Below are 20,402 nucleotides of genomic sequence, written 5' to 3' on the forward strand. Positions count from 1 at the left end.
AACGAACCTTCATGGGTAAAATTATTGCTGTTGCTAACCAAAAAGGCGGTGTAGGTAAAACCACCACATCGGTAAACCTGGCGGCATCCTTAGGCGTTCTAGAGAAGAAAGTGCTCTTGATCGATGCCGATCCTCAGGCGAATGCAACCTCTGGACTGGGTATTGATGTAGAATCTGTTGACATTGGTACCTATCAATTGTTAGAACATACGGCCAAGGCGAAAGAGGCCATCATGAGCACCAGTTCTCCAAACCTTGATGTAATCCCGGCGCATATTGACCTCGTTGCCATTGAAATCGAATTGGTCGATCAGGACCAACGCGAATCGATGCTGAAAAAAGCGGTAGAGGGACTTAAGGAAGAATATGATTTCATTCTCATTGATTGTGCTCCTTCGTTAGGATTGTTAACGCTGAACGCCTTAACCGCTGCCGACTCAGTCATTATTCCCATTCAGTGTGAATACTTTGCACTGGAAGGCCTCGGAAAACTTCTCAATACCATCAAAAGTGTTCAGAAAATTCACAATAACAAATTAGATATTGAAGGGTTGTTATTAACCATGTACGACTCGCGTCTCCGACTCTCGAATCAGGTGGTAGACGAAGTAAAAAAACACTTTGATGAAATGGTCTTTGAGACAATCATCCAACGAAATGTTCGTTTAAGTGAAGCCCCCAGTTACGGCGAAAGCATCATTAGTTACGATGCAAGTAGTAAAGGTGCCAATAATTACTTAAGTTTGGCGCAAGAACTAATTGAAAAAAACGCATAACGCCACATGGCTAAAGCAACTAAAAAACAAGCGTTAGGTCGCGGTCTTTCGGCTTTGCTGAAAGATCCTTCTAACGATATCAAATCGGCTTCCGATAAGAATGCCGATAAGGTCGTAGGAAATATTGTTGAATTGGAGTTGGAAACCATTGAAATGAATCCGTTTCAGCCTCGTACCAGCTTTAATGAAGAAACCTTACGCGAATTAGCCTCTTCTATCAAAGAGTTGGGTGTTATTCAACCGATCACCGTTCGGAAACTCGATTTTAATAAGTATCAGCTGGTAAGTGGAGAACGTCGTTTCCGTGCTTCGAAGCTCATCGGACTCGAAACCATTCCGGCCTATATTCGAATTGCCAACGATCAGGAATCCTTGGAAATGGCCCTGGTGGAAAACATCCAGCGTCAGGACCTAGATCCCATCGAAATTGCGTTGTCCTACCAGCGACTCATTGAAGAGATCGATATTACGCAGGAAGAACTCAGTGATCGCGTCGGAAAAAACCGTTCTACCATCACCAATTACCTTCGACTCCTAAAATTAGACCCGATCATTCAAACGGGAATGCGCGACGGCTTTATTTCTATGGGGCACGGAAGAGCATTAATTAATGTGAATGACACCGATGACCAACTCGCTATCTACGAAAAGGTGATCAGCAAAAAATTATCGGTTCGAGATACCGAAGCCCTGGTACGAAACCTGAGAGGCCCGGAAGAAAAAAAGGAAACCTCCAAGAAAAGCCTTCCCACCTATGCTAAAAAAGGAGCGCGAGAGCTTACAGACGTGTTTGGAACAACCGTTAAAGTAAGCGTGGGCAGAAGCGGTAAAGGACATTACACCATACCTTTTAAAGACAAGGAAGAGTTTGAACGTATTTTGAACCTTATCAAAAGTGGTCAATAAGCTTCTATATCTCTGTTGTTTTTTCATAACGACTGCAGCCTGGTGTCAAGTGACGGATGCTATTCAAAGCACCCCAGAAGATGCGGCATTGGTTGTTAACGACACAGTTGCTAACAACACCTCTGTTGTAGCATACGACCCGCTAGCTCCATCCAAGGCTGCGTTTTATTCGGCTGTCGTTCCCGGACTTGGACAAGCCTACAATAAGCGTTATTGGAAAATCCCGGTGATCTATGCCGGAATTGCAGCAGGTGTTTACTTTTACGTACAGAACGATAAAGATTACGATCGCTTCCGAAACGCATACAAACGACGCTTAGCGGGATTTACCGATGATGAATTCTTCGGAACCGGATCGGAACCTGTGATCTCGAACGACCGACTTATAGATGCGCAGAAAAATGCACAAAAAAATAAGGATGTAAGCATCCTAGTAGCTATTGGATTCTATTTGCTGAATATTGTAGACGCCAATGTGGACGCCCATTTACGTCAATTCAATGTGAGCGAAGACCTCTCCTTGCAACCCAAGGTAGAAGTTGACCCGATTCGGGCACAAACGCAATACGGACTCTCTTTTAGATATAACCTACAATGAACATAGCGATTCTCGGGTACGGAAAAATGGGACATATCATCCAGCAAAAAGCAGCGGATAAAGGACACGACATTGTGTACACCAAAACCTCTTCTCAAGCGTCAGGCAATTTGGAAGATGCCGATGTGGCCATAGAGTTTTCAGTAGCTTCGGCGGCGCCTAAAAATCTAGAAACTTGTTTTGAAAAGAGCATTCCCGTGGTGTGCGGCACGACGGGCTGGCTCAAAAAATATGAGGAGGTGGCAGCCCTTTGTAAAAAACGTAACGGCGCCCTACTCTATGCGTCTAACTTCAGTGTGGGGGTAAATTTATTTTTCTCCTTGAATAAAAAACTCGCGGAGTTGATGGCACCGTGGAGCGATTATTCGGTAGCGATGGAGGAAATTCATCACACCGAAAAACAAGATGCCCCCAGTGGTACGGCTATCACTTTGGCAGAAGATATCATTGCAAAGACTGCCTACGATCATTGGAATTTAGGAGAGGCTTCATCAAAGGGTATTCCTATTATGGCAAAGCGAAAAGGGGATGTAAAGGGAACGCATAACGTCACATATGCATCCGAGATCGACACGATTTCGATTACCCATGAAGCACATTCGAGAGACGGATTTGCACTCGGAGCTATTCTGGCCGCCGAATGGATCCAGGATAAAAAAGGGATTTTTAGTATGAAGGATGTCCTTCAGATGAAATAACATATTATGACACTTACCGGTTGGTTATTATTTATTTTGATCCTGCAACTTATTCATTTTGCAGGGACGTGGAAATTGTATCAAAAAGCGGGACGCAAAGCTTGGGAAGCGGCGGTACCGGTCTATAACGCTATTGTATTAATGAAGATCATCAATCGCCCGCGCTGGTGGGTGATTTTGCTGTTCGTACCCATCGTCAATCTTATCATGTTTCCCGTGGTTTGGGTGGAAACCATCCGAAGCTTCGGCAGGAATTCTACGACCGATACAGCACTGGTTTTGGTAACTCTCGGACTGTATATTTACTATATCAACTACACTCAGGAGGTGACTCACATCCCCGACCGAAGTCTTAAACCACGCACCTCGGCCGGAGAATGGATAAGCTCTATTCTGTTCGCCGTGGTGGCGGCCACTATAGTACATACCTATGTGATGCAACCTTTCACCATTCCTACCTCCTCCTTAGAAAAGACCTTGTTGGTGGGAGATTTTCTGTTCGTGAGCAAATTCCATTATGGGGCCCGACTTCCCATTACGCCCATTAGTTTCCCTATGGTGCATGACACTATTCCCGTGGTAAAATCACGTTCGTATGCGAAAACAGTAGAATACCCGCATTTTAGATTTCCGGGGTTTCAAAAGATAAAACGAAACGACATCGTAGTATTTAGTTGGCCGGTCGACACCTTAGAAAACATCTTGAACCCCTACGGCGGCGTATATATTAAACCGATCGACAAGAAAAGTAATTACGTGAAGCGAGCCGTAGGCTTACCGGGAGACTCCCTGGAAGTCCGAAACGGTTATGTGTACATAAACGGTACTCAGAATGAGCTTCCGGATCGGGCGAAGCTACAGTTTTCCTATGCCTTTAAAACCAGTGGCAATTTAAATCAACGACTCTTTAAAGACCTCGGCATCACCGATGGCGTTGGAACCATCCCACAGGAGAATGCTTATTTTGTTCCCGCAGCTACCGAAGAGGCGGCCGCAAAATTAGCACAGCACCCCAATGTTGCCGAAGTATACCGCTATGAAACAGAACAAGGAGAATGGGATCCACAAGCCTTTCCCCGCGATGATCGCTATGCTTGGAATCACGATTTTTACGGGCCTATTTACATACCGAAAAAAGATGCTACCGTAGCGCTTACCCCTGAAAGTTTGCCCTTGTATAAACGAATCATCGAAGTGTATGAAGGACGCGAACTCGGTATTGACAATCAATTGAGTGTTGCCGGAGATCAAGTGTTGCTAAACGGAAATCCTATTTCAGAATATACCTTTAAAATGGACTACTACTGGATGATGGGAGACAACCGAAACAATTCACAGGATGCCCGCAATTGGGGATTCGTACCGTTTAATCATGTGGTTGGAAAGCCCGTATTTATCTGGATGAGCATCGACGGAATCAACAACGGAATGAGCAACTGGAAGTTCAAGTGGGACCGTTTCTTTACTACCGTTGGAGGAAGCGGGAAACCGGTGTCTTATTTCACTTACTTTATTGTATTACTCATTGGGTGGTTTGTCTTTGACTTCTTCAGAAAACGAAAGAAGAAAAAGAAATAGTAGCACCTATGGAAATTGTGGTTCAACCCTCTTACTTTCCATGCATCGCGCAGATGGCGGCCTGTGCGCAAGCTACTACCGTTATCTTTGAAGTATGCGACAATTACCAAAAGCAAACCTACCGCAATCGAGCCCGTATTGCGCACGCAAACGGCAGACTTCAGCTAAATGTTCCTATTCAGCACAGTAGGGACGGAAGACGACAGAAAACGGCAGAAGTAGCCCCCGACAACAATTTTCCATGGCAATCGCAGCATTGGAAAAGCTTGCAAAGCGCCTATAGAACATCTCCCTTCTTCGAGTTTTACGAAGATGACCTGGCACCGCTCTTCAAAAAACGAGTGAACAAACTCCTATCGCACCATCTTGAGATTTATGAAGTCCTTTGTGAATTGATCGGGATGGAAGGAAGCTATGAGCAAACGACAACCTATCAAAAGGAAATTGAGCCCGTCGATCTCCGGCATTGGGTGCGTGGCAAGAAGGAGCGTTCGTATGCATTAGCGCCTTATACACAAGTTTTAGAAGAAAAGCATGGGTATCTGGAGAACTTATCGGTACTCGACCTATTGTTCAATGAAGGACCTAATGCCTTGAGCTATTTAGAGCGACAGCAACTTAGCTGGGCGTAAATCGGATTGTGGTCTGAGAAGGTTTCAGTGATATTCTTAAAGCCGGTAACTTCAAAATCAGATGACGTAAAGATGTAATCAATTCGCAACGGATAAGAATCGAACGAGAAGGTAGTTCCCAGTCCGCTACCCTTTTCCTTAAAAGCATCGGTATAGCGCTCTGCCACCTGCCGGTAGATATAAGAATGACGCGTATTGTTGAAATCGCCTGCCAGAATCGTCGGATAAGGTGAGGTTTCGGCATGGGAAAGAATTTGCTCGATCTGTGCTTGCTGTTTCTTAAAATTAACGGTCATGCGACGCAGCATGCGTTCCGTATTTCCCTCTTGAATATATTCTACGGAAGGCATTACACCCATAGATTGCAAATGCAAATTATAGAGGCGGATGGTATCCTGTCCTTTTACCACATCGGCGTATAGGCTATTGTTATAGGTATTCGAAAAATTGAAAGCGCCCGTGTGATGCAAAGGGTATTTGGAGAAAATGGCATGCCCCAATATGTTTTTTTCCTTGAAGTGAATGTACCTAAACGGATAGGCCGAAAAGGACACCTGATGCTCTCGATAGAATTCTTGAAGCAGTACCACATCGGGGTGGTACGTTTCGAGCAGCGATGCGATCACTTTCTTGGGGTCTTCTTTGGGAGATTCTTCATAGGCATTGAACAATCGAACGTTGAATGAAAGAATACCGAGGGAAGCTTCCGATGTAGTTGTAGCCTCCGGAGCCGAAAGCCGCAAGGCTGTTTTACTTAGGAAAAAAGTCGCCGAGAGCATTAAGAAGGAAAGCCAAGCATGGCGTCGTTTCCGAAGCAACCAATAACCAAAAAATGCGATATTGATAAGCACCAGGGGAGACACTGCTAAACTGAGCAGGGATAGAGCAGCAAATTGTTTTGGAGGCAGGTACTGGGCACAACTGGCCAATAGTAAGAGTAGGGCGAAGATACCATTCACCCCAAATACGATTGTATTGAAAAACCCCAACTTTTTCACGCCTCAATTACTCTTCTTTTCCTGCCTGAAACAAGAAATCTTTTTCAGCCTTGGTGAGACTGTCGTACCCACTTTTGCTAATCTTGTCTAAGATAGCGTCTACTTTCTTCTGATGCGTGCTTTTGTTTTCTTTTTCCGGAAACCCCTTCGCTTTTTTCTTGGATGCCTGATTGCGATGCACTGTTTTGAAAGGACGCTGCTTTCGTGTTTTAAAGAGATTCGCCACTCCATCCATTAAGGTTTCAAACCAGGCACCAATATCGTTCCCTTTCGCCATTTGCACCGCATAGAAATACCCAAAAATGGCACCACCAATATGCGCTAATAATCCACCCGCGTTGCCTGAAGTGGGCAATCGAACCAGATCCATAAGAATAAAGAAAACAGCGATGTGCCATAACTTTACTGTAAAGAAAAAGACACGTACCTCCGTATTCGGACTGTAAGTAGCCATAAACACCAGCAGCGCGGTCACCGCCCCGGAGGCCCCCAGCAGATACCCACGTTGAAAATCAAATAACGGAAATAAATTATAACTCAATACAAATAGAACTCCCCCGCTTATAGCCCCTAAGAAGTAAATGGTGAGAAGTCGTTTTTCACTAAACAAATTCAGAATAATTCTTCCGAAGTAATACAACAATAGCATGTTGAAAAGTATATGGAAGAAATCAAAATGAAGAAAGCTATAAGTGATGAACGCCCAGGGTTGCAGGATAAATTCACCGAAGGCATCCGGCAATACAAACCACCCCATCAACTCCGCAATCGGAATCCGAAAGAAGGCTGAAATAATGCGAGAAACTAAAAATATGATGGCATTGATCACAATCAACTTGATGGTGATATCGGCCCTTTTGAATTTATATGTGAGATTGTTGGTACTCATGTCAATTCCAACGCGTATGATTAAAGCTATCTTTTCGCCAATAATAGGCCATCAGGAAGCCAAACAGCGCCCCACCAATATGCGCCCAATTCGCAATATTCTGTCCAAATAACGAGAACCCAGTCACTCCCGAGAACAAATCGAGCAACAATAAGCCAGGAATAAAATATTTTGCTTTGATAGGCACGGGTAAGAAGATCAGCATTAATTCGGCATTCGGGAACATCATCCCAAAGGCTACTAACACCCCGTACACCGCTCCGGAAGCGCCTACCGCCGTACTCATATAACTAGAAATCATGCTTCCTACAGTATCGCCGTCTACACCTTCCGGAATATTAATGGAGTAACGTCCTAAACTTCGCCCTTGGGATTCGGCATCACGCATCAACTCAAATATCTGGGACTCAGACATGCCTGCTTGAAGCAGCTCGGTAAAACCGGCATTAACATGATAATAATTAACCAACGAATGAATCAACGCTGCTCCGAGTCCGGCCGAAAAATAAAAAAACAAAAAGCGTTTCCGGCCCCAGCGCATTTCTAAGGGGGAACCAAAGGCCCAAAGCGCATACATATTGAACAGTATGTGCAAGAAACCACCATGCATGAACATATGCGTCACCGGCTGCCAGTACTGGAAATTAGGGTGTTCTACGTAATACAGTGAAAACAGTCGATAGGCAAGATCGGAACTGAGCAACGTAAACCCAAAGAAGAGAACGTTGACAATGATTAGCGCTTTGATGGTTTCGGTAATTCTTCCCATTTACATAAATTTTGCGTCGAGATCGGTTCCTTCTAACGTGATCAGCACCGGTTTATTTTCGGGGGAAACACTGGGTTCCTTACACGCGAATAGTTGATGAATTAAATGTTCGCGAGCTTCTTTGTTCAAGGGGGTTCCGGTACGCACTGCCATGGAGCGCGCCAGCGATTTCGCCAAAACATCGTTTAAACTGAATCCGGCATCGGGTACTTCTGCCAGAAGGTCGTCGGCCAACCGTTGTAAAATAGGCGCTACATTGCTCTCGGAGATCCCCACGGGTATTCCTGAAATGGCCATTCCGTCACCGTCTTGTTTTTCAAAAATAAAGCCGGTATGCAACAGCGCCTCTTCCAAAGGCTCGAGCACCGCCCATTGCTTTTTGGTAAGCTCCAAGGCGATAGGAAATAAGAGTTGCTGACTTGTGGCTTCTTGCACCGTAATGTTTTTAAGTAGCTCTTCGTACAACACCCGCTGATGTGCCAGGTGCTGATGGATCACCATGAGACCGCTTTTTATCGGGCTCACAATGTATTTGTTTTGTATCTGAAAGGTGGTCTGTACGGTTTCTTCCTCCTGCGGAAAAAGCTGCCCGGTTTCGGGATCACTCTCCACCGTAATTTGTTTGGAAGTATTCCAGTCTTCAGAGGTAGTGAGCGTTTCTGAAGCACTGTCATCATTGAGTCCGATATACAACGATTCCCACCCCTTCTCTTGTTTTTTAAAACGAGGAGCTGCTTTTGTAGCAGTATCGGTGTGAAACGGATTGAAGTTACGATCTACCGAAACATGAGGCTGTTGGGGAGCTTTTTTGCTGTATTCATAGGGTGTCTCAAAGCCGCTATCTTTGTTGAAATCTAACACAGGCGCGACGCTAAATTGCCCCAGGCTATGCTTTATAGTTGCCCGCAACATGGTGTAGATGGCGTATTCTTCTTCAAATTTGACCTCTGTTTTGGTAGGATGAATGTTAATATCGATGGCTGCGGGAGGCAGGGTAAGAAAAAGAAAATAGCCGGGATGGGTTCCGTCTTTAATCAGGCCTTCAAAGGCATTAACTACCGCATGATGTAAATAAGTGCTTTTTATAAATCGATCGTTTACAAAAAAGAATTGCTCGCCCCTACTCTTTCTAGCGAAGCTCGGTTTCATTACATAGCCTTCTACCTTTACGATCTCTGTTTCTTCGGAAACAGGTACTAGTTTCTCGTTCGTTTTATTTCCGAAGATATTCACAATACGTTGCCGAACATTACTCACCGGAAGGTTGAATACATCACTTCCGTTGTGAATCATTTTAAAAGCTACTTGAGGATGTGACAGAGCGACGCGATGAAACTCATCGATGATGTGCCGTGTTTCTACAGCATTGCTTTTTAAAAAATTACGCCGCGCCGGAATGTTATAGAATAAGTTTTTTACGGCTATAGTAGTACCGATAGGAGTTACGGTAGCCTCTTGATGAAGTACTTCGCTACCGGAAATGGCAATTTCGGTGCCTACTTCTAACTTGCTTGTTCTCGTTTTAAGGGTCACCTGAGCGATAGCCGCAATAGACGCTAACGCTTCCCCGCGAAAGCCTTTGGTATTCAGTTGAAAGAGATCTTCAGCAGATTTAATTTTAGAGGTAGCGTGTCGCTCAAAAGATAGGCGTGCATCGGTAGGACTCATTCCGCAGCCATTATCGGTCACTTGAATAAGCGTCTTCCCAGCATCTTTCACAAGTAAGGTTATGTGGTCGCTTCCGGCATCAATGGCATTTTCCAAAAGCTCCTTCACTACAGACGCAGGTCGTTGTACCACCTCGCCTGCCGCAATCTGGTTCGCTACATGATCGGGAAGTAACTGAATGATATCTGCCATCTATCGCGTTTGCGTAAAAATAGAAAGGTCGAAATCAATAATGTAAAGAAATAAAAAGACTAAGAGTGCGGCTATGAAAAGAATCAATCGATTGCTTTTTCGATTGTTGCCTTCCCGCAATTCCTGAAAGGCCGATTTGAACTTACTTTTCAAATTTCCACTAGAACCAACCGTCTTGCGATACGCGTCGAATTTGTGTTCCATTTGAAACGGACTCCCCTCTTTATCACTCTTGTAATACCGAGGTTCATAACTGAATTTCTTGTTCTTTCTTCTACTTATTAATCCCATAATTGTTACATGTCAAAGGTACTTAAATTTCACTGGTTTTAGAAGTGAAATCCCCTCTATTCTGTCAACAATTACCGTACCGTTATTGTAAGCTGAGCGTATTCTGATAGCAATGCCGCTTATTTGTAGAAGGCGCTGTCTTTCTTAAGTTGCGCCATTTTCAAGGCAGCAATGGCGGCTTCTGTGCCCTTGTTTCCGTGCGCACCACCACTTCTGTCCTTGGCTTGTTGCCAATTGTTATCGGTAAGTACGCAAAAAATCACCGGGATATCTCCCGAAACATTGAGATCCTTAATGCCTTGTGCTACCGCTTCACAGACATAATCGAAATGCTTGGTTTCGCCTTGAATAACACTCCCAATGGCTACAATCGCATCAAGCATGTCGAAACTTTCCGAAAGTTTTTTACAGCCATAGATAAGTTCGAAGCTTCCCGGCACATTCCAACGAACAATGTTTTCCTTCATCGCACCACAATCAGTTAACGCATCAAAGGCACCTTGAAACATTCCTTGGGTGATCTCGCTATTCCATTCTGAAACGACGAAGCCGAACTTAAAGGGTTTGGCATCGGGTAATTCCGATTTATTATAGGTAGAAAGATTTTTAGACGCGGTGGCCATGACTATTGCATTGCCTGGGCCTTCCCGAGATACACTTTGGCATCTGCGGCTTCGATGGCGTCGCTGTACTCCTCGGTGATGGTCTCAAAATACCCTACTGCTTCTCCGGTTTTCCCGAGGTTGAGTGCAGTAACACCGGCTTTCAATAAAAAGCGTGGAGTGGTCACTTCGTTGTCGCGCATGTTGGCCGCTTCTTTGTAATAGCTTAAGGCCTCATCGTTCTGTCCTAACTGAATAAACGCATCGCCAATAGCTCCTTTGGCTAAGGGGGCCAACATATCGTCATCGCTTTTAAACGCATCTAAGTAGTCGATAGCTGCCTGATAGTTGTTTGTATTCAAGTAGGCCATTCCCGCGTAATAATTGGCTAAGTTGCCAGCGGGCGTACTTCCATAATTATCAATAATGTCTAAGAAACCGTATTTTCCAGCACCACCGTTCAACGCTAAATTGTACAACGAATCGCTTTCCTCGGCAGCTACTGCCTGCTCAAAATACGACTGAGCGCGGTACATTTCGTTCATGGCTTCAGCCGACTTAGGGTTCTGTACAAACTGCTGATACCCTAAATATCCCAAAACACACACAGCGATGGCTCCCACCACGATCAGGATGTACTTTTGGTTCTTCTCCACCCAGGCTTCCGTTTTAGAAGCTCCTTCGTCCAGGGTGTTAAACACCTCAGCCGTTGCACTTCCGTCTTCAAGCTGCTCTTCCTTCTCTGCCTTCGTTTTCGGTTTGTATCCGCGTTTTTTGTACGTTGCCATAGTTTCTGTTTATTGCGGGGCAAAAATAAAATTTTTATTAGAAATTAAAAGGGAAAAAAGTTGTTATTTTTAGATCTTTGGCAGGGGTAAAAGCAGGCGTAATCGCTTTACTGTTTTTAATTTCTTGACATCTAGAATTGCGAAACATTCATGATATTAACTTCCTTATCTTTAATAAATTATAAGAATTTCGAATCTGAAACCTTTGCGTTCGATCCAAAGATCAATTGTTTCGTAGGACCTAATGGCGTTGGAAAAACCAATGTATTGGATGCTATTTACCATCTTTCCTTCGGAAAAAGTTACTTCAACCCCATAACGAGTCAGAATATTAAACACGACGCCAATTTTTTTGTAGTGGAAGGTCATTATGAAAAAAGTGAGCAGCCCGAAAAGATCATTGTCAGTGCGAAACAAGGACAAAAAAAACTGATCAAACGCAACGGAAAAACCTATGAAAAGTTTAGCGATCATATTGGTTTTCTGCCGTTAGTCATTATTTCTCCAGCCGATCGCGACCTCATCATCGAAGGCAGCGAAACACGACGCAAGTTTATGGACGGCGTGATCTCACAAGGTGATTCCAATTATTTAAAAACATTGATTTCTTACAATAAGGTACTCGCCCAGCGCAACTCCTTATTGAAATATTTTGCCGCGAATAATACCAACGACCCGGACACCCTTGCCATCTACAACGAACAGTTGGACGCCTTGGGTAAAGTAATATATGACAAACGAGAACATTTTTTGTCCATCTTCACGCCTATCTTCCTAGAACGTCATCAAGCCATTAGTCAGTCGAAAGAAACGGTATCGCTTCACTATAAGAGTCAGTTTCATGAGACCGACCTCTTATCCCTCTTGGAAGATAACATTCAAAAAGATAGAATGCTTCAATATACTTCGGTGGGAATTCACAAGGACGACCTCTCCTTTGAGATAGAAGACCATCCCATCAAAAAATTTGGATCTCAGGGACAACAAAAATCATATCTGATTGCGCTAAAACTCGCGCAATTCGATTTTATCAAAGCACAAAGCAAGGTAACCCCTATTTTACTCCTGGACGATATTTTTGACAAGCTCGATGAACACCGTGTTGAACAAATCATTTCTTTGGTTGATAATGAAAATTTCGGACAATTATTTATTAGCGATACCCATGGCGACCGAACCGAAGCGGTCATTAAAAAAGTACATCAAACCTATAAAATGTTTCCCCTTGAACACGATTCATAACCTTCTCTTGTGCTTTTTTTTGGTCCTTTTTGTTTCCTGCGGATCTGAGGATCCGGAGACCATGATCCCTTATATTGAAGGGTATTGGGAGATCAAAGAGGTAACATTGGATGATGGTTCGGTAAAATCATTTCGCGTCAATACGACCATCGATTATATAGAACGTACCGATCGTGAAGGATTTCGAAAGAAGCTACAACCCAATCTGGATGGTAGCTTTCGAACGTCGAATCTGGCGGAATCGTTTACGCTAAGTATTTCCGAAGACAGTCTCCGTATGCATTATACAACACCGTACGATAGCTGGACCGAAACCGTACTTCAAGCCGAAGATTCGCTCCTGCAAGTGTTAAACCGCGATGGAAAAATATATACCTATCAAAAGTTTCGTACCTTCTCAAATAAGCTAGAAATAAATGAGTAAACGCACACGAGAACATATGTCTTTGGCCGAAGGCCTGCAAGACTTTCTTGGCAACAGTAAATTGAAAAAAGGTCTTAATAAAGTGTCGGCAGAAGAGGCCTGGCATCAAGTGATGGGCGATGCCATTTCAAAATACACGGCACGCGTCAACTTAGATCGCGACACCTTGTATGTTGATCTTACCTCCTCGGTGCTACGAGAAGAATTGAGCTATGGAAAGGAAAAAATCATCAGATTGCTCAATGAGGAGTTGCAAAAAGAGCTCATTAAAAAAATTGTCTTAAAATAAAAAAGCCTCCCATGGGAGGCTTTTTTGTGTGGTCTTGTATCGCTATTAGAAGATCTCTCTTCCTGCAAAGTGAAACTGACTTTCAATTTCAGCATTTTCGTCACTATCACTTCCGTGTACGGCGTTTTCACCAATAGAAGCCGCGTATAATTTACGGATCGTACCTTCGGCTGCCTCTTCTGGATTGGTCGCTCCAATCAACGTACGGAAGTCTTCTACCGCGTTGTCTTTTTCTAATACCGCTGCCACAATGGGACCGCGGGTCATGTATTCTACCAATTCTCCAAAGAACGGACGTTCCTTGTGAATGGCATAAAATTGCTTCGCATCATCTTGTGTCATCTGCGTAAGCTTCATGGCTACAATTTTAAATCCTGCTGCCGTAATTTTTTCTAAAATAGGCCCGATGTTACCTTTTTCAACACTATCAGGCTTTAACATGGTAAACGTTCTGTCTGTTCTCATGAGCTGTTTTAAATTTGGTGCAAAAGTACATATTTACCGTGTACTGGCAAGTCCTTAACGGTTCTTTAATATTGCTGCTGAAATTGCTCATAGAGAAAATTATCCCGCCCTCGAATTTCGAAAGTGACTCGCTTCGTTTTAAAATCGAAGTGCATCACCCCAAAATTAAGGCGTTTGATGATATTGCTTACGCGGTATTCATTGCCCTCGGTCCCGTAGGTAGGCCACGTATGAGTGAGTCCGCTGCTGGTAAAATCCACCAAAGGATAGGGCAACGGCACTTCCAAATTCACTGAGATTTCCGCCATATGCCGATCGCCACTTACGAAAAAGATATTGCGGGCCTTCGCCCTTTCCAGTACCTCGTACATTTTTTGAACTTCCGAAGGATGATTGCCCCATTTCTCCCAACCGTGTTCCTTACTTAAAAACTGAATGCTACTAACGATCATGGTAAAATCCGGAATCGAGTCTTGCAATTCGCTTTGCAACCATTCCCATTGCGGTTCGCCTAAAATGGTGCCACCCTCTCCAAGACTCCATTCGTCATAGCGCCGTCCTTCTGTGTTGCTTTCTTTCAAGGGATCACGGAAGTATCGCGTATCCAGCAAGATTACTTTTACGGTACCGCCTTCCCCCTGAATCGTTTCGGAAGTATACACCCCCGGTCTCGTTCTTCGTATATCATCTTCCGGAACGTCTAGAAAGTTCAATAGCAAGGTTTGCGCTTCTTTTTTCTTCTCCCATTCCCTACCGGCATCATTCTTCCCAAAATCATGATCGTCCCAGGTGCCAATTACAGGCACCGATTTCCGAAGAACTTGATAATCGGGATGCCTCTTGACTTTTTGATAATCGGATGCCATTTTCGCCATGTCGTTGGTATCGGCATAGATATTATCGCCCCCCCAAATAAAGAGATCGGGTTGGATTTCTAAAATGGGTTTCCAAAGCGGTTGATCGCGTTCCTGATCGCTACAACTGGCAAAGACCACGGTGAGATCGTGTGCTTCCCGTGCCGCGGTGGTTTGAGAAGCAGCCGGATTAGGGGTTTCTGACTTGGATTCTGGTTGTTTGCAATTCAGTAGCAGCAAACAAATAAAGAGGAGTAATGGTGGTTTCATAAGCGTTGTTTCTACTTCAAAAATACAATGAGAAGTTTACAACCGTGTTAATAAATTGTATCTTCGCACCTTTATGAATACACAAACTACGTCGGCGGTCAAAAAAGCGCTGGATTCGGCTCAAAACATTGTCATTATTGGTCACAAAAACCCCGATGGCGATGCCATTGGTTCTTGTTTGGGACTGGCTGGTTTTCTTCGGAAAAAAGACTACTCAGCTACGGTGGTAATGCCCAATGATTTTCCGGAATTCTTAAAATGGATGCCCGGCTGTGATGACGTCCTTATTTTTGAAAAGCAAACCGAAACCGTCAAAACGATCCTGGACGCCGCCGATGTTATCTTTACGTTAGATTTCAATGCGCTCAATCGCAGTGGCGATCTGACACCGCTTCTGGAAGATTCTGAAGCCACTTTTGTGATGATCGATCATCACCAACAGCCGGACGACTATGCGGCTGCTACCTACAGCGATGCGAGCATGAGCTCTACCGCGCAAATGGTGTTTCATTGTATCGAAGCCCTGGAAGGCGTTTCAGAAATCGACGCAGACATCGCAACCAACCTATATACCGGCATCATGACCGATACAGGGTCATTTCGTTTTCCTGCCACTACGGCAACTACGCATCGCGTGATTGCTCAGTTGATCGAAAACGGTGCCGTTCCCAATGTGATCCACGAGAACATCTACGATACGGCAAGTCAGAATCGAATGAAACTTCTGGGCGTCGCCTTAGATAATCTTACGGTTCTTTCAGAATATCGAACGGCCTATATTACATTGTCGCAAGAAGAACTAGACAGGCACGAATTTAGAAAAGGAGATACTGAAGGTTTTGTAAACTACGCCCTTTCCATTAAAGACATCGTATTCGCCCTGATATTTATTGAAAACCGACAAGAAAATATAGTAAAGATATCCCTACGAAGTAAAGGGCCCTTTTCAGTCAATGAATTTTCGCGCAAACACTTTCATGGAGGCGGACACAACAATGCGGCCGGGGGAAGAAGTTTACAGTCGTTGGATGAAACCGTTCATGAATTTATTAGTATCTTGCCGCAATACCAAAAAGCCCTGATCGATGCATAAATTCATTGCTATATTTGGCAGTGTGCTCTTATTATTAGTTTCCTGCCAAACGCCGGAAGCACGCCGACCGCTACAACGAAGTTCGGGCTCGTTTATTAAAGAATCCACCGCGCGAAACAAAGAACTCTTAAAACAGGAGGAAGAACGCATTCAGGCGATGATCAACGCCGATACAACGCGTGATTATATTACTTCTGAAAGTGGATTTTGGTATTACTACAATGTGAAGGACTCCCTCGCCACTCCCATGCCGGAAGTGGGAGATCAAGTAGCCTTTCGGTATGATATCAAGGACTTAAACGGAAACGTGATTCTTTCCGAAGAAGAAAATGGCACACAAAATTACGTGATCGATCAAACCAATCAAGATCTTATTTCGGGTATTCGAGATGGCCTCAAATTAATGAAAGAAGGCGAACAGGTTACGTTCTTATTTCCGTCTTATAAGGCCTATGGATACTACGGAATTCAAGAAAAGCTCGGTGTGAACGTACCCGTTCAAAGTACGGTTACCCTACAATCAATAAAACAAACATTAGAAAATCAATAAGCAAATCATGAAGAAACTCACTTTTTTAGTTGTTTTACTTACGCTCACCTTTGGCGCCTGCCAAGACAAATATCCCGACTTGCAGGAGGGGGTGTATGCTGAATTTATTACCAACAAAGGAACGTTTGTCGCAAAACTATATCACGATCAAACCCCGGTGACCGTTGCCAACTTTGTATCGTTGGCGCGTGGAACCAACCAAATGGTTGATTCTTCGTATAAAGAGCAACCGTTTTATAACGGACTTACCTTTCACCGTGTAATTAAGGACTTTATGATCCAGGGGGGAGATCCTATGGGCGATGGTACCGGCAACCCGGGATATCGTTTTCCAGATGAAACCACTCCAGAACTTACCCATAGCGGAAAAGGAATTCTTTCGATGGCAAACAGCGGTCCCGACACCAACGGAAGTCAGTTTTTCATCACGCTGAAAGAAACGCCATGGCTCGATAACAAGCACACCGTTTTTGGTGAGATCGTGATGGGTCAGGAAGTTGTTGATTCTATCGGAATGGTTGAAACGACCAAACCTGGAGACAAACCGGTAAATCCTGTGGTGATGGAAGAAGTAAACATTATCAATAAAGGAAATATCAAGGTGGCGTCTTTCAGCAAAGCGATGGAAGATATTGAGCGGCAGCAAAAGGAAAAGGAAGAAGCCCTGGCAAAGGTTGCTTCGGAAACCGCAGCACGATTAAATCCGTTGATGAATGATGCCGAAGAATTAGAAAGCGGACTAAAGATCTACTGGAATCAACGGGGTAAAGGTCAGAAGCCTGACGAAGGTGTTAAGGTGATGATGAACTATGCCGGTTATTTCAGTGACGGACGTCTGTTCGACACCAGTATGATGGACGTAGCCGAGCGTTACGATGCCGTAGACCCACAACGTGTGGCGCGTAATCAATATGGCCCAATGCCTTTCGATTACAGCAAAGAAGCCCGACTCATCCCAGGATTCAGAGAAGGAGTGCTGCAAATGAGCGTAGGTGATAAAGTCACCTTATTCATCCCATCGCATCTTGCTTATGGAGAAAAAGGATATCCACCGGTAATTCCACCAAACGCCGATTTGATCTTCGAATTGGAACTTCTTGAAATCATGGAGTAACATCTTCGAAACACCCATAAAAAAAGCCCCAATCTTGGGGCTTTTTTATGGTAGGCAGTGCGTTATTATTTCTTCGGAATATTCGCCAAAATAGCCTTGGTAAACGTCCAAAATTTCTGAGTAGATGTGATACTGGCGCGCTCGTCGGGTGAATGCGCCCCTTTGATAGTAGGTCCATAGGAAATCATATCCAGCTCAGGATAGTGTTGTCCTATGATACCACATTCCAATCCGGCATGACAGGCAGCGACATTTGCTTTTTCTTCATGAAGTTCTTCATACAGGCGATCAAGCACCTTTAAAATCGGACTTTCCATATTGGGTGCCCAGCCCGGATAAGCGCCTGAAAACCGAACCTTGCATCCCGCCAGCTCGAAAACCGACTGTAACGCATTTGAAAGATCGGTTTTAGAAGATGCTACCGAAGATCGGGTAAGGCATTCTACCGTAATATTTCCTTGCGACACATTAATCTTTGCAATGTTGTTGGAAGTTTCTACCAGTCCTTGCATTTCCGGACTCATGCGATATACGCCATTATGAGCTGCGTAGATCATCTTGATAAAACGTTCTTGTGCTTCCGCATTCATTCCTTTGGAAAGGTCATGACCTCCCGCCTTCCATTCAATGGCAAGGTTGGGCTCCAGTCTTTTAAATTCTGCTTGAAGGGCTTCCGTAGTACGTGCCACTTGTTCAGAAACCTTTTCGAGTGCCGATTTCGCAACGGCAACCTTCGCCACACTTTCTCTCGGAATGGCATTCCGAAGACTTCCTCCTTCTAACGAAACAAGCATGACCTGCTCCCGAAGATCGTACAACAATCGATTCATCAATTTATTGGCATTTCCCAAGCCTTTGATGATATCCATACCACTATGACCTCCTTGTAGCCCCTTTACCGTCAGGGTATACGCAATGGCATCTTCAGAAGGCGACACCTCTGTATACGATTGGGTCGCAGTAATATCTACACCTCCGGCGCAGCCCACACCAATTTCGTCATCCTCTTCGGTATCGAGATTTAACAGAATGTCTCCCTTCAACAATCCACTTTCCAAGCCCATGGCACCCGTCATTCCGGTTTCTTCATCAATAGTGAACAACGCCTCTAAAGCAGGGTGCGGAAGGTCTGTACTGGCTAAAATAGCCATGATAGTGGCCACGCCAAGCCCATTGTCGGCGCCTAATGTGGTGCCTTTCGCTCGTACCCAATCTCCGTCTACATACATCTCAACACCTTGTGTGTCAAAATTGAATTGAGTATCGTTATTTTTCTGATGAACCATGTCCAAATGACTCTGAAGCACCACCGTTTGACGATCTTCCATACCGTTCGTAGCCGGCTTTTTTATAATCACATTTCCTACCACATCTTCTATAGTTTCCAACCCTAAAGAAGCGCCAAAATCTTTCATGAATTGGATCACTCTACCCTCATCCTTGGACGGGCGTGGCACCGCGTTCAGATCGGCAAAATGGTTCCATATATCAGTAGGCTCTAGTTGTCGAATAGCTTCGTTCATACGTCTTCTGTTTTTCACAAAAATACGGCTTTCGACACGCTGTTGCCAAGAAAAGCAATAAGGATTTTCGTATGTTTGACGCATGCAAAATCGAACGCGTGTTATTTTGGCGTTGCTGCTACCGGTGCAGTATATCGTGCTTAAAGTATTGCTTCAGTTCCCTGAGTTTGTGGAACACGCGTACAGTCGCGGACTCTACCCCATGCTCTCAACAATGGCGCGGTACCTCTTTGGCTGGGTTCCGTTTTCTGTGGGTGATATTTTTTATTTACTGATCGGAATACTCGCGATTCGGTGGTTACTTCTAAATGCGAAGCGTCTTAGACGAGAACCGCTTCGTTTTTTCGTTGATATTTTTGCGACGGTTTCTATCGTATACTTTATGTTTCATATGCTGTGGGGACTCAATTACTATCGGGTTCCGCTGCACGAAACGCTAGCTCTCGAGCGAGATTACACTACCGAACAGCTCGTCAGCACCACGAAGCGTTTGATTCAAAAATCAAACGAGATGCATCGGGCACTGGGCTACGAGGAGAGCGTCAAAATAGATCTTCCCTATTCGCAAAAAGAGATTTTTGAAAAGTCGTTGAATGGGTATGAACATTTGTCAAAAGAGTTTCCCGCCCTAAGCTATCATCCTAAAAGCATCAAGAAAAGTGGGTGGAGTCTTGGTTTAACCTATATGGGCTACAGTGGATATTACAATCCTTTTTCAGGAGAAGCCCAGGTCAATAATTTGATTAAGACCTACAAGTTTTCGGTGGTAAGTTGTCACGAAATGGCACACCAGCTGGGTTATGCCGCAGAAAATGAGGCCAACTTTATTGCCACGCTAGCGACCATTAACAATACTGATCCCTACTTTCAATATACCGGATACATCTTTGCCTTACGATATTGTGTAAACGAAGTGGCGCGAAGAGACATGGACACCTACAATCAATTGATTGAAACTATCTATCCGGGAATTCTGGCGAGCTATAAAGAAATGCGTGATTTTTGGGATCGGTATCAAAACCCATTTGAAACGTTCTCAAAAAATTTCTGGGACCAATTCCTCAAAGCGAACAACCAATCAAAAGGAATCATGAGTTACAGTTACATGGTGGCATTGGTCATTAATTACTTCGAGGACCGACCGTTTTAAAGAAATCATAACAATTTGTTAAAGACGTCCTAAGAGAGGGACA

23 protein-coding genes are annotated in these 20,402 nt (G+C 44.2%); 13 read left to right on the forward strand and 10 right to left on the reverse strand.

Features of this window, described 5'->3' with window-relative positions; translation table 11 throughout:
* Window positions 1-11: 11 nt before the first annotated feature.
* Genes PO830_RS10450 through PO830_RS10475 form a run of 6 tightly spaced genes read left to right on the forward strand, consistent with a single transcriptional unit; the run spans window position 12 to window position 5,188 of the window.
* A complete protein-coding gene (locus tag PO830_RS10450; RefSeq protein WP_272853509.1) occupies window positions 12-776 on the forward strand; it encodes a ParA family protein in 765 nt (254 codons plus the stop codon).
* Window positions 777-782: 6 nt separating this feature from the next.
* On the forward strand, window positions 783-1,682 hold the full coding sequence (locus PO830_RS10455; protein WP_272853510.1) for a ParB/RepB/Spo0J family partition protein: 900 nt from the start codon (window positions 783-785) through the stop codon (window positions 1,680-1,682).
* Window positions 1,672-2,280 (forward strand): DUF5683 domain-containing protein, encoded by a 609-nt coding sequence (locus PO830_RS10460; RefSeq protein WP_272853511.1) that lies wholly within the window; start codon window positions 1,672-1,674, stop codon window positions 2,278-2,280. The genes PO830_RS10455 and PO830_RS10460 overlap by 11 nt, the downstream gene beginning before the upstream one ends.
* The gene (gene dapB, locus PO830_RS10465) at window positions 2,277-2,978 is read left to right on the forward strand and encodes a 4-hydroxy-tetrahydrodipicolinate reductase (protein WP_272853512.1); all 702 of its coding nucleotides are present in this window, start codon (window positions 2,277-2,279) and stop codon (window positions 2,976-2,978) included. The genes PO830_RS10460 and dapB overlap by 4 nt, the downstream gene beginning before the upstream one ends.
* 6 nt (window positions 2,979-2,984) lie before the next feature.
* Window positions 2,985-4,556 (forward strand): signal peptidase I, encoded by a 1,572-nt coding sequence (lepB, locus tag PO830_RS10470; protein ID WP_272853513.1) that lies wholly within the window; start codon window positions 2,985-2,987, stop codon window positions 4,554-4,556.
* An 8-nt stretch (window positions 4,557-4,564) separates the two neighbouring features.
* On the forward strand, window positions 4,565-5,188 hold the full coding sequence (locus PO830_RS10475) for a WbqC family protein (protein ID WP_272853514.1): 624 nt from the start codon (window positions 4,565-4,567) through the stop codon (window positions 5,186-5,188).
* On the opposite strand, the gene PO830_RS10480 is transcribed toward PO830_RS10475, so the two are convergent.
* The 7 genes from PO830_RS10480 to PO830_RS10510 all read right to left on the reverse strand — a co-directional run bounded on the left by PO830_RS10480 (window position 5,155) and on the right by PO830_RS10510 (window position 11,385).
* A complete protein-coding gene (locus PO830_RS10480; protein WP_272853515.1) occupies window positions 5,155-6,186 on the reverse strand; it encodes an endonuclease/exonuclease/phosphatase family protein in 1,032 nt (343 codons plus the stop codon). The two genes, PO830_RS10475 and PO830_RS10480, sit on opposite strands and share 34 nt — an antisense overlap.
* A gap of 7 nt (window positions 6,187-6,193) precedes the next feature.
* A complete protein-coding gene (locus PO830_RS10485) occupies window positions 6,194-7,075 on the reverse strand; it encodes a rhomboid family protein (RefSeq protein ID WP_272853516.1) in 882 nt (293 codons plus the stop codon).
* A 1-nt stretch (window position 7,076) separates the two neighbouring features.
* Window positions 7,077-7,844 (reverse strand): rhomboid family intramembrane serine protease, encoded by a 768-nt coding sequence (locus tag PO830_RS10490; protein WP_272853517.1) that lies wholly within the window; start codon window positions 7,842-7,844, stop codon window positions 7,077-7,079.
* Entirely contained in the window at window positions 7,845-9,704 is a 1,860-nt protein-coding gene (mutL, locus tag PO830_RS10495; RefSeq protein ID WP_272853518.1) for a DNA mismatch repair endonuclease MutL, read from the reverse strand.
* Window positions 9,705-9,995: a riboflavin synthase subunit beta gene (locus PO830_RS10500; RefSeq protein WP_272853519.1), complete on the reverse strand. Its 291-nt coding sequence runs from the start codon at window positions 9,993-9,995 to the stop codon at window positions 9,705-9,707.
* 119 nt (window positions 9,996-10,114) lie between these two features.
* Window positions 10,115-10,618 carry a 6,7-dimethyl-8-ribityllumazine synthase gene (ribH, locus tag PO830_RS10505; RefSeq protein ID WP_272853520.1) on the reverse strand — a complete coding sequence of 168 codons (504 nt, stop codon included), beginning with the start codon at window positions 10,616-10,618 and terminating at the stop codon, window positions 10,115-10,117.
* A gap of 2 nt (window positions 10,619-10,620) precedes the next feature.
* A complete protein-coding gene (locus PO830_RS10510) occupies window positions 10,621-11,385 on the reverse strand; it encodes a tetratricopeptide repeat protein (RefSeq protein WP_272853521.1) in 765 nt (254 codons plus the stop codon).
* Between the two features lie 150 nt (window positions 11,386-11,535).
* Between PO830_RS10510 and recF the strand changes: the two genes are divergently transcribed.
* The 3 genes from recF to PO830_RS10525 are packed head-to-tail and all read left to right on the forward strand — an operon-like array spanning window position 11,536 to window position 13,340.
* Window positions 11,536-12,627, forward strand: coding sequence for a DNA replication/repair protein RecF (gene recF, locus PO830_RS10515; RefSeq protein ID WP_272853522.1), 1,092 nt, complete (start codon window positions 11,536-11,538; stop codon window positions 12,625-12,627).
* Window positions 12,611-13,051, forward strand: coding sequence for a lipocalin family protein (locus tag PO830_RS10520; RefSeq protein ID WP_272853523.1), 441 nt, complete (start codon window positions 12,611-12,613; stop codon window positions 13,049-13,051). The genes recF and PO830_RS10520 overlap by 17 nt, the downstream gene beginning before the upstream one ends.
* The gene (locus PO830_RS10525; protein WP_272853524.1) at window positions 13,044-13,340 is read left to right on the forward strand and encodes a DUF721 domain-containing protein; all 297 of its coding nucleotides are present in this window, start codon (window positions 13,044-13,046) and stop codon (window positions 13,338-13,340) included. Before PO830_RS10520 ends, PO830_RS10525 begins: the two co-directional genes overlap by 8 nt.
* Before the next feature lie 45 nt (window positions 13,341-13,385).
* Here the strand turns inward: PO830_RS10525 and PO830_RS10530 are convergent, their stop codons facing one another.
* Entirely contained in the window at window positions 13,386-13,805 is a 420-nt protein-coding gene (locus tag PO830_RS10530; RefSeq protein WP_272853525.1) for a nucleoside-diphosphate kinase, read from the reverse strand.
* A 65-nt stretch (window positions 13,806-13,870) separates the two neighbouring features.
* The gene (locus PO830_RS10535; RefSeq protein WP_272853526.1) at window positions 13,871-14,929 is read right to left on the reverse strand and encodes an alkaline phosphatase D family protein; all 1,059 of its coding nucleotides are present in this window, start codon (window positions 14,927-14,929) and stop codon (window positions 13,871-13,873) included.
* Between the two features lie 73 nt (window positions 14,930-15,002).
* Here PO830_RS10535 and PO830_RS10540 point away from each other — a divergent pair, with 73 nt between their 5' ends.
* The 3 genes from PO830_RS10540 to PO830_RS10550 are packed head-to-tail and all read left to right on the forward strand — an operon-like array spanning window position 15,003 to window position 17,686.
* A complete protein-coding gene (locus PO830_RS10540) occupies window positions 15,003-16,022 on the forward strand; it encodes a DHH family phosphoesterase (RefSeq protein WP_272853527.1) in 1,020 nt (339 codons plus the stop codon).
* Window positions 16,015-16,572 carry a gliding motility-associated peptidyl-prolyl isomerase GldI gene (gene gldI / locus PO830_RS10545; RefSeq protein ID WP_272853528.1) on the forward strand — a complete coding sequence of 186 codons (558 nt, stop codon included), beginning with the start codon at window positions 16,015-16,017 and terminating at the stop codon, window positions 16,570-16,572. Before PO830_RS10540 ends, gldI begins: the two co-directional genes overlap by 8 nt.
* Before the next feature lie 7 nt (window positions 16,573-16,579).
* Entirely contained in the window at window positions 16,580-17,686 is a 1,107-nt protein-coding gene (locus PO830_RS10550; protein WP_272853529.1) for a peptidylprolyl isomerase, read from the forward strand.
* Between the two features lie 65 nt (window positions 17,687-17,751).
* Here PO830_RS10550 and PO830_RS10555 read toward each other — a convergent pair whose 3' ends face one another.
* Complete coding sequence (locus PO830_RS10555; protein ID WP_272853530.1) at window positions 17,752-19,209, reverse strand: aminoacyl-histidine dipeptidase; 1,458 nt, start codon at window positions 19,207-19,209, stop codon at window positions 17,752-17,754.
* A gap of 82 nt (window positions 19,210-19,291) precedes the next feature.
* Between PO830_RS10555 and PO830_RS10560 the strand changes: the two genes are divergently transcribed.
* Window positions 19,292-20,359 carry a DUF3810 domain-containing protein gene (locus tag PO830_RS10560; RefSeq protein ID WP_272853531.1) on the forward strand — a complete coding sequence of 356 codons (1,068 nt, stop codon included), beginning with the start codon at window positions 19,292-19,294 and terminating at the stop codon, window positions 20,357-20,359.
* The last annotated feature ends 43 nt before the right edge of the window (window positions 20,360-20,402 follow it).

Source organism: Altibacter sp. HG106 (genome assembly GCF_028561755.1).
Taxonomy (GTDB): domain Bacteria; phylum Bacteroidota; class Bacteroidia; order Flavobacteriales; family Flavobacteriaceae; genus DFVG01.